Genomic DNA, 9,147 nt, shown 5'->3' with positions numbered 1-9,147 from the left:
CGGCCCCGGGGGGGGGGGGGGGGGGGGGGGGGGGGGGTGGGGTGGGGGGCTCGCCCCCCCCCCCCCCCCCCCCCCCCCCCCCCCCCCCGCCCCCGAAAACGCCACGTTTGACCTTCCCCTCAAGTTCCGATCAACACCTTCGCGGGGGTTCGCATCGCGCGGATCCGGGCGAGATCCAGCCGCACCCGGTCGGCGCAGATCTCGTCGGAAAGCGAGTCGAGCAGTTCGAGCGCGCGGCGCAGGCACGACATCGCGCTCCGCCGGTCCTCGCGCCTCAGGTGCAGTTGCCCCTTCCTGCGCAGGACGAGCGCCGTGCGGTGCGGGTCGTTCAGCTCGGCGCAGAGCCGCCCGGCCTCGTCCAGTTCCGCTTCCGCCTCGTCGAGAAGACCGAGGTCGGCGCTCGCGACGGCGCACGAGGTGTGGGCGTGCGCCATGCCGAGGACGTCACCGATCTCGCGGAAGACGGCCAGCGCCCGGCTCGCCGTCACGCGCGCCGTCTCGGGCCGTCCGGCCGCCCGCGCGAGCACGCAAAGCCCGGTCAGCGCCCTGGCCCGCCCCGCCCGGTCGCCGATGCGGTCGCTGATCCGGCACGATTCGGTGAGCGCCTCGCACGCCGCCCGGAAGTCGTCCCGGTATAGGTGGATCTGGCCGATCCCCCGCAGCAGAGCGGCTTCCCCGCGCGCGCATCCGGACTCCCTCGCCGCGATGAGCGCGCACCGGTGACACCGCGACCATTCCGCGTACAGTCCACTGTGGTCGAAGTACGACGCGGTCACGACGGCGAGTTCCCAGGCGAGCTCCCCGAGCCCGGCGTCCGCCGCGTACGAGACGGCCGCCTCCAGCGCGGGAACTTCGTCCCGGAACCACGAAAGCGGTTCGGCCACCAGCCCTTCGTCGAGTGAGGTCCGGGCCGCGCCGCCGGGTTCCGGGCGCAATACACTGCGGGACAACCGATCCGCGGCCTTCTCCGCGAGCCAGAGCCAGCCGCCGAGCACTCGTTCGGTCGCGTTGGCGCGGTCTTCTTCCGGTTCGGCCGCGACCTCCTCGACCGCGAACGCGCGCAGAAGATCATGCACCCGGTAGCGGGGTGCGCCGGTGGCACGCGGGGCGGGCTGGACCATGTTCCGATGCCGCAGGTCTTCCAGCGCGCGAGACGTCACTTCGGGCTCTCCGTCGTCGGCGAGCGCCGCCGCCCACGCGGGGAAATCGGCCGGAGGCAACAGACCCAGTCTGCGAAACAGCCGCTGCCGGTCCGGCGACAGTTGCCGGTAGCCGAGGGACAGACTGCCGCGGACGGCGAGATCCCCCGCGCACAGCCAATCCAGTCGCCGTCGTTCGACGGACAGCTCGCCCGCGACGTCGGCGAGCCGCCAGCCCGTGCGGTCGCCGATCCGGCTGCCGACGATCCGCAACGCCAGCGGGAGCCCGCCGCAGTGTTCGAGAACCTGTTGTGCGGCAACGGGATCTTCGTCGGTTTCGGTGAGTTTCGCGAGAAGAGCCTCCGCGTCGGCCAGCGGCAGGACGTCGACCGGGACCTGTCGGCCGAGTTCGAGACCTGCCAGGACGAACCGGCTCGTGACGATCACCGCGCAGCCGCCACCCGCGGGCAGCAACGGCCGCAGCTGGGCCTCACCGGCGGCGTCGTCGAGGACGAGCAGCACCCGGCGCCCGTGGACCAGGCTGCGGAACAGGCAGGCGCATTCGTCGACGTCGGCCGGGATCCCGTCGGTCGGCACACCGAACGCGCGCAGGAACCCGGCGAGCACGGCCTCCGGTGACCTCGGCTCGTTCGTGGTGCCGCGCAGGGCCGCGAACAGCCTGCCATCGGGGTAGTCGCCGGCGACCTGGTGCGCGAGCCTGATCGCGAGCGAGGACTTCCCGATCCCGCCGGCGCCGGTCAGCAGTACCACGGGCGGGGTGTCGCGGCCGTCGTCGTGGCGCAGTTCCGCCAGCAGATCCGCGCTCAGCTCGTCCCTGCCGACGAAGTCCGGGATGCCCGGCGGCAGCTGGCTCGGCACCGCGGGTTCCTGGTACGCGGGATATTCCCGCGTCGTCATTCCCCGGCCGTCGCGCAGGATCTCGCACTGCAGCGAGCGGATCGACGGCGACGGCTCGACACCGAGTTCGTCGACCAGCCTGCGGCGCCATCCGGCGTAGACGTCGAGTGCCTCCGCCACGCGGCCCGCCCGGGCGAGCGCGGTCATCAACAGCCCGCAGACCCGTTCCCGGAACGGGGCGGCCATGAGCAGGTCACGCAGTTCGGGCACCAACCGGTCGTGCTCGCCGAGCCCGAGTTCGGCTTCGGCCTTGTCCTCCAGAAGCGAAAGCCGTTCCTCCTCCCAGCGCGCGACGACCTCGGCCGCGGCCGGGATCCCGGCCAGTACCGGCCCCCGCAGGAGTTCCAGCGCGTCCCGGAAGTGCTGGGCCGCCTCACGATGACGGTCGAGGGCCAGCAGTTCGCGGCCCCTCGCGGTGAGGCAGGTGAACCGGCCGGCGTCGGTGTCCTCCGGCCGCGCGTCGAGCAGATACGCCGCTCCCCTGGTCAGGATCGGCTGTTCGCCCCGTGGCGAGCGCAAGGCGCGGCGCAGGCCCGAGATCAGCCCCTGGATCTGGACTTTCGCCGAGACCGGTGGCGTTTCGCCCCAAAGCTCGTCGATGATCCGTTCCGACGGCACCGGGCGGCCGGCCTCGATCAGCAGGAGCGCGAACACCCGGCGCGCCTGTGGCGGGCCGAGTGGCAGGTCCGTGCCCTGCCACTCGGCCGCGGGTTCACCGAACAGGCGATAGAAATAGAAACTCTTTTCCTTCACCGATTTCTCCCCCAGTAAATCGAGACACCCCAGTCGAGAGTCTCAGAAATGTCCGGGGGCGGCGTCCGGCATTCGAAGGAACATTTCGCTCAACAGGCGCTGGCCGACGTGTAAATTCTCAACGAAGTCGCCTGGTCGTTGTCGCCGTTCCCGACGTACGACGACTGGGAGCCCGCCTGCATGCAGCGGCTGGTCCCGCTGCCGATGTTGTAGTACCAGCGGGCGTCGACTCCGCGTCGGTTGTGCCAGGACGACATCTGGTCATTGAATCCGTAGTCGACCAGATTCTTGAGCCCCGCGTCCCGGAACTGCAGTCGCCGTCCGCCGAAGTCGCGGTGCTCGTACAGGCACACGTAGTTCGCTTGGCAGTTGCTGGCCGCGCTGGGCGACAACGACAGCGTGGTCTCCCCACCGTTCCAGACGATCTGGTCGCCGACGATCTTCCAGCCCGGGGCGAGCTTCGCCGCGTCGATGCCGGCGGCCTTCAGCGTGGCCACCCCCTCCGGTGCGGCCGAAGCGGGAGCCGCGACGAGCGCCGTCGCGATCGCGGCGACGCCCAGGGCGGTGGAAAAGAACCGAAGAGTGCGCATTTGTCCTCCTTGATTTCGGCGTGCCCTCCGCACACCGAAATCAAGGTCTCGCGAGCCGCTGCCCGGCGCCTAAGCAGTCGAAAAGGGACCGCGGTTCACCCGCTTAGACGTGCTGGTCGCCGATCAGACCCAGTCCGGCGAGCGCCGCGAAGTAGGCGAAGCCCTTCTCGGCGGCGTACTGCCCGAGGGCGAACTTCGGCAGGAGCTCCTGGTCGTACCTCAGCTCCTGAACCGCGGCGAGCTTGATCCACACCGTGGCTATGATCGCTTCGTAGGGGGATTCATGATCACTGGGCGGATCGGCCGCTGGGGACGCCGATGATTGCATTGACCGACTTGAAAGCGTGGCTCTGATGACCGAACTGACCCTTGAAGACGCCCAGAAGGGCCTCGCCGCGCAACCGTTCAGCGTCCTGCTCGGCACGCGAGTGACCTCGTTCGGTGACGGTGCGGCGACTCTGGAGCTCGACATCCGCGAAGACCTGTTGCAGCAGAACGGGTATCTCCATGGCGGGGTGCTCGCGTACGCCGCGGACAACGCGATCACCTTCGCGGCCGGGACCACGCTGGGCCCGGACGTCCTCACCGGCGGCTTCAGCATCAACTATCTGCGGCCGGCGAACGGCGTCCGGCTCGTGGCGGAAGCGCGGGTCCTGCACAGCGGCCGCCGCCAAGCCACCTGCCGCTGCGACCTTTACGTTGTCAGCCAGGAGGGGACCACGACGCTCAGTGCGGCGGCACAGGGAAGCGTCCTGACCAGGAACGGCCCCACCCGCTGATGCACGTGGACACTCGGCGCGCCGAGTGTCCACAGTGGCCGGGTCAGTCGTCGAGACCGCAGCTCGACATGCCCCGGCCCAAGAGGGCGAACGTGGCTTTCGCGGCGGCGACGGCGTCGTCGTAGATCTCGGCAGGCCGTTTGCCGAGGAGAATGAGGTTCAGGTTGTCCCCGACGAGGGTCTGCTGCGATACCAGCACCTGCCGGGCGGCGACCCTGGCCACGACGTCCGACGGCGGCACTTCGATCGCCTCGGCGAACGCGGCGGCCAGGCTCTCCTCACTGCGCCAGAGCTGTTCGCTCAGGCCCAGCCTCAGGTTCTGCGTCGACTGGACCATCCGCTGGAAGGCCAGGTAGTCCTCGTCGTCACACAACCCGGTGCCCGCGTCGTGCTCGGCGAGGCCGGTGAGGAAATGCGCGCGCAGCGCGCCTAGCGGCGTCTGATCAGGCCCACGATCACGAACGATCCGCGCCGTCTCCTCGAAGTGATCGCGGCTCTGATGGAGGACCAGATCCTCCTTGGCCGGAAAGTAGTTGAACACCGTCATCTTCGACACCTCGGCGGCCTCCGCCACCTGCGCGACCGACACCTGGTCGTAGCCGTCGCGGAGGAACAGGGTGATCGCCGCCCGGGAGATGACATCCCGCGTGCGTTGCTTCTTGCGCTCCCGTAGACCCAGCACCTCCGCCATGGGGGAATTCTATCAGCTCTCTCATACCGGATCCAAAATTAGGTCCGGACGATTTCTTGACTCTATATAAGTTTAGGTCCATCCTTACGCCGTGGCGAAGCATCGAACTGAGGGGAAGCCATGAGCGACAGAGGGGGCGGGGGCGCTGAGGCGCTCTACGACGGCGACAAACTGCTGATGAGCAAGACCGCGGTGATCCTGATGGCGCTCGGCTGTCTCGCGACACTGCTGCTGGCTCTGCTGGACATCAACATCGTGACGGCCGTGTCGTGGAAGATGGTCGCCGATCTCGACCCGGTGCACGGTGTCTCGCTACTGCCGTGGCTGACCACGTCCTACGCGCTCGCGGACTGCGTCGTGGTACCGCTGTACGGCAAGCTTTCCGACGTCTACGGCCCGAAACCGGTCTTCGTGTTCTCGCTGACCACGTTCCTGATCGGTTCCGGGCTGTGCGGCATCGCGCGGGACATGACACAGCTGATCCTCTACCGGACGGTGCAGGGTGTCGGGGCAGGCGGTCTGACGGCGGTCGCGCTGATCATCATGGGCACGTTGTTCCGCGACGACGACGAGGACGAAGCAGGCGGGGCGACGTCCACCAAGGTGGCGTTCGCCAGCGTGATGGTCGGCGTCGGGCTGGCGCTCGGCCCCACGCTCGGCGGTTTCGTCGCCGACAGCCTGGACTGGCGCTGGGTGTTCTACCTCAACCTGCCACTGGGCCTGGCGATCCTGCTGGTCGCCATCACCAAGCTGCGACTGCCCCGGCACCGGGAACGGCGCAAGGTGGATTTCCTCGGCGCCGCCCTGATCGCCGGCGCCGCGGCCGCGCTGCTGTTGGTGGCCGACTGGGGTGGCAAGAAATACCCGTGGAACTCCGGCACGATCACCCTGCTCGGCATCTCCGGGCTGATCCTGCTGGGTGCGTTCGTCTGGCGTGTGCTGACCGCGCCGGATCCGCTGGTCCCGTTGCGGCTGCTGCGTCATCCGGTGCTCCGGGTGATGATGCCGGTCTCCCTGTTCACCGGAATGGGGATCGCGGGCGGTCTGTTCTACATCGGCGGCTACCTGCAGGTCGGCCGCGGCCTGAGCGCGACCCAGGCCGGTCTGCTGACGTTGTGCATGGCCGTCGGACTGGTGGCGTCGGTCTTCGTCGCGAAGTGGATCCTTGCCGCGTTCGGAAAGTTCAAGTACCTGCTGTTCGCGGCCGGGCTGCTCCAGGCGATCGTGCTGGCCTGTTTCGGCATGCTGACCTCGGACACCAGCTTCTGGCTGGTCGGTCTCGGCGAGTTCATGATCGGTATCGCGATCGGGCAGTCGCTCGGCATCGCCATGCAGTTCACCCAGAACTCGGTCGGCCTCGAGGACATCGGCGTAGCCACCACGTCGCTGCGCTTCAACCAGCAACTCGGTGTCGCACTCGGCTTCGCGATCTTCAGCACAGTGATGACGCGGACGCTGGCGAACAACCTCACCGGAGCAGCCGGTGCGGCCAACAACAACGGCGAACTGAACACCTCGATCCTCGAGACGCTTCCACCGGATCAGCGGCAGGCCGCCGTGTCGACGTTCATCGGTGCCATCGACATCGTGTTCTTGATGGCATCGGCCATCGCCCTGATCACCGGCGTGATCGCCTTGTTCCTCAAGGAAAAGGCCCCGTGGACGGACGTCCACGGAGCCTCTCGAACGACAGGGTGACCTACCAGCCGCGCTCGGAAAGGCGGTGCGGCTCGGGCACGTCGTCGACGCTGATGCCCACCATCGCTTCCCCGAGACCACGGGAAACCTTCGCGATGACGTCCGGGTCGTCGTAGAACGTGGTGGCCTTGACGATCGCCTCGGCGCGCTGTGCCGGGTTGCCGGACTTGAAGATGCCGGAGCCGACGAACACGCCTTCGGCACCGAGCTGCATCATCATCGCGGCGTCGGCCGGGGTCGCGATACCGCCCGCGGTGAACAGCACGACGGGGAGCTTGCCCTTCGCCGCGACCTCCTTGACGAGCTCGTACGGGGCCTGGAGTTCCTTGGCCGCAACGTAAAGCTCGTCCTCGGGCAGCGAGGAGAGACGGCGCAGCTCGGCACGGATCTTGCGCATGTGCGTGGTCGCGTTCGACACGTCGCCGGTGCCGGCCTCGCCCTTGGACCGGATCATCGCCGCGCCCTCGTTGATGCGGCGCAGCGCCTCGCCGAGGTTGGTCGCACCACAGACGAAGGGCACCGTGAAGGCCCACTTGTCGATGTGGTTCTCGTAGTCGGCCGGGGTCAGCACCTCGGACTCGTCGATGTAGTCGACGCCGAGCGACTGGAGCAGCTGCGCCTCGACGAAGTGGCCGATGCGGGCCTTCGCCATGACGGGGATCGAAACGGCCTCGATGATGCCGTCGATCAGGTCCGGGTCGCTCATCCGGGCGACGCCGCCCTGCGCGCGGATGTCCGCGGGGACCCGCTCGAGCGCCATCACCGCGACGGCACCGGCGTCCTCGGCGATCTTCGCCTGCTCGGCGGTGACCACGTCCATGATCACACCGCCCTTGAGCATCTCCGCCATCCCGCGCTTGACCCGGGCGGTGCCGGTGAGCGAGGTGGTGGCCGTGTTCGTGGAGTCGTCAGACACTGCTGGACCTTTCGGAATGCGCACGAGTGGGGTGACGCCTCCGAGGGTAGGCCGCTTTTGGACCTCTGAAGCAGGCCAGTTCGCGGCGATTTCAGCAGTCCACTGGGTGATCTGGCCCGCACTACTCCCCCGCGTTTCGTCCTCTGAATGCGGTGGTTCGACAGCGAACTACCGCATCCAGAGGACGAAACGCGTCAGCGGGCCAGGCCCTGTTCGAAGGCGAACAGGCCGTCCGGGTCGTACTTCCGCGCGACCCGGCGCAGCCGCGGCAGGCTTTCGCCGTAGTACGCCTTCGTCCACTCCGGCATCTCCGGGTCGATGTAGTTGATGTACCCGGCGCTCCCGAACTCACGGCCGAGTTCGTCCCGCACCCGGCCGATGACCTGGCGCGCGTACGCCTCGCCGCCTTCGAGGCCGCGGATGATCTGGATACTGCCCAGGGCCGATCGGTACGGGAAACACGACTCGCTCGACGGCACCCGCGCGATCGCGCCGCCGTACGCGTCCACGATCGAATACAGCTGCGGATCACTCGCCAGCAACGCCGCCAGCGCGTCGGTGTCGGGCACCGGATGGGTCAGTATCCGTGAGGTGGCCACGTACTCCCCGCGCTGCGCGACGGCGGCGGGGAAAGCGGCCTCCTGGGCGAAGGTCCGCATCGTGGCCAGGTGGCCTTGCTCGGTCACTTCGCGTTTGAGCGGCTGGACTCCGACGCGGCGGACCAGATCGTCCAGCAAGGGATTCACTTGCGTGGCCGAGCCCACGAAACAGCCGCCGCAGTTCGCCGTCTCGGCGCCGAGGCCCATCCCGGACCACAGCTCGTCCGGCATAGCGGGTTGCCACTCCTGCCAGGCCGCGACCAAGGCGGCCAGCGCGGCGGGCGGGAAGACCAGGTTGAAGTTCGTCAGCGTCCTGGCAGGCGCCGTGCGGAAGGTGAACGACGTGACGATGCCGAAGTTGCCGCCGCCACCGCCGCGCAACGCCCACAGCAGGTCCGGCGCCGTCTCCGCCGACACCAGGCGTGCCTTGCCATCCGCGCCGACGAAGCGCACGGACTCGACGTTGTCGCAGGTCAGCCCATACTTACGACCCAGAACCCCGATCCCGCCGCCGAGGGTCAAGCCGGCGATGCCGACCTGAGGACAGCTGCCGGCGGGCAGTGCGCGGCCCTCCGCCGCCAACGCTTCGTACACCCGGCCGAGCTGCGCGCCCGCCCCGATCGCCGCCCGGCCACCGGGCAGGATCTCGACCGCGTTCAGCCGGGACAGGTCGACGACGAGCCCTTCGTCCACTGTGGAATAACCGGCGTAGCTGTGCCCGCCCGAGCGGGCCGTGATCGGAATCCGCTGCCTGGCAGCGAAATCGACACAACGGCGGACGTCGTCCTCGTTCGCGCAGACCGCGACACCGGCGGGCAGCCGATGGTCGTAGAGGCTGAAGAACCCGAGCCTCACTTCGTCGTAGCCGGGGTCGCCGGGCCGGAACAGCTCGCCCGCCAGCCGGGCGCGCAGCCGCTCCCACGGACCACCGCTCTCGGGAATGGCGGCGGGCACCGCCGCCATCATCGGGACCGCCCCTGCCAGCCGTAACACCGTGCGTCTGTCGAGCTCCATCGCTCATCCCCCACCGTCGGATCCACCTCCGGGTGCCGCCATCGAGCATA

The 9,147-nt window shown here is 68.7% G+C and carries 8 protein-coding genes; 2 read left to right on the top strand and 6 right to left on the bottom strand.

Annotated elements, in window-relative coordinates; translation table 11 throughout:
- Positions 1-119: 119 nt before the first annotated feature.
- The 3 genes from ACIRGA_RS22655 to ACIRGA_RS22645 all read right to left on the bottom strand — a co-directional run bounded on the left by ACIRGA_RS22655 (position 120) and on the right by ACIRGA_RS22645 (position 3,653).
- Positions 120-2,810, bottom strand: coding sequence for a BTAD domain-containing putative transcriptional regulator (locus tag ACIRGA_RS22655; protein WP_400944116.1), 2,691 nt, complete (start codon positions 2,808-2,810; stop codon positions 120-122).
- Positions 2,811-2,899: 89 nt separating this feature from the next.
- The gene (locus ACIRGA_RS22650) at positions 2,900-3,400 is read right to left on the bottom strand and encodes a peptidase inhibitor family I36 protein (RefSeq protein ID WP_400944114.1); all 501 of its coding nucleotides are present in this window, start codon (positions 3,398-3,400) and stop codon (positions 2,900-2,902) included.
- 103 nt (positions 3,401-3,503) lie between these two features.
- Complete coding sequence (locus ACIRGA_RS22645; protein ID WP_400944112.1) at positions 3,504-3,653, bottom strand: hypothetical protein; 150 nt, start codon at positions 3,651-3,653, stop codon at positions 3,504-3,506.
- A gap of 100 nt (positions 3,654-3,753) precedes the next feature.
- Between ACIRGA_RS22645 and ACIRGA_RS22640 the strand changes: the two genes are divergently transcribed.
- Positions 3,754-4,179, top strand: coding sequence for a PaaI family thioesterase (locus ACIRGA_RS22640; RefSeq protein ID WP_400944110.1), 426 nt, complete (start codon positions 3,754-3,756; stop codon positions 4,177-4,179).
- 43 nt (positions 4,180-4,222) lie between these two features.
- Here the strand turns inward: ACIRGA_RS22640 and ACIRGA_RS22635 are convergent, their stop codons facing one another.
- The gene (locus ACIRGA_RS22635) at positions 4,223-4,870 is read right to left on the bottom strand and encodes a TetR/AcrR family transcriptional regulator (RefSeq protein ID WP_400944108.1); all 648 of its coding nucleotides are present in this window, start codon (positions 4,868-4,870) and stop codon (positions 4,223-4,225) included.
- Positions 4,871-4,990: 120 nt separating this feature from the next.
- Here ACIRGA_RS22635 and ACIRGA_RS22630 point away from each other — a divergent pair, with 120 nt between their 5' ends.
- The gene (locus ACIRGA_RS22630; RefSeq protein WP_400944106.1) at positions 4,991-6,568 is read left to right on the top strand and encodes an MFS transporter; all 1,578 of its coding nucleotides are present in this window, start codon (positions 4,991-4,993) and stop codon (positions 6,566-6,568) included.
- A 1-nt stretch (position 6,569) separates the two neighbouring features.
- Here ACIRGA_RS22630 and pdxS read toward each other — a convergent pair whose 3' ends face one another.
- A complete protein-coding gene (gene pdxS, locus ACIRGA_RS22625) occupies positions 6,570-7,484 on the bottom strand; it encodes a pyridoxal 5'-phosphate synthase lyase subunit PdxS (protein WP_400944104.1) in 915 nt (304 codons plus the stop codon).
- Between the two features lie 194 nt (positions 7,485-7,678).
- Entirely contained in the window at positions 7,679-9,097 is a 1,419-nt protein-coding gene (locus ACIRGA_RS22620) for an FAD-binding oxidoreductase (protein ID WP_400944102.1), read from the bottom strand.
- Positions 9,098-9,147 lie beyond the last annotated feature (50 nt).

The organism is Amycolatopsis sp. NPDC102389, assembly GCF_044765885.1.
Lineage (GTDB): Bacteria > Actinomycetota > Actinomycetes > Mycobacteriales > Pseudonocardiaceae > Amycolatopsis.
Note: the sequence above shows the minus strand (reverse complement) of the source record. Positions and strands in the feature narration are given on the sequence as shown.

Coding starts and splice junctions, on each gene's coding strand:
- ACIRGA_RS22650 (WP_400944114.1), bottom strand. CDS start 3,400: ATGCGCACTCTTCGGTTCTTTTCCACCGCCCTGGGCGTCGCCGCGATC.
- ACIRGA_RS22620 (WP_400944102.1), bottom strand. CDS start 9,097: ATGGAGCTCGACAGACGCACGGTGTTACGGCTGGCAGGGGCGGTCCCG.
- ACIRGA_RS22640 (WP_400944110.1), top strand. CDS start 3,754: ATGACCGAACTGACCCTTGAAGACGCCCAGAAGGGCCTCGCCGCGCAA.
- ACIRGA_RS22630 (WP_400944106.1), top strand. CDS start 4,991: ATGAGCGACAGAGGGGGCGGGGGCGCTGAGGCGCTCTACGACGGCGAC.
- ACIRGA_RS22635 (WP_400944108.1), bottom strand. CDS start 4,870: ATGGCGGAGGTGCTGGGTCTACGGGAGCGCAAGAAGCAACGCACGCGG.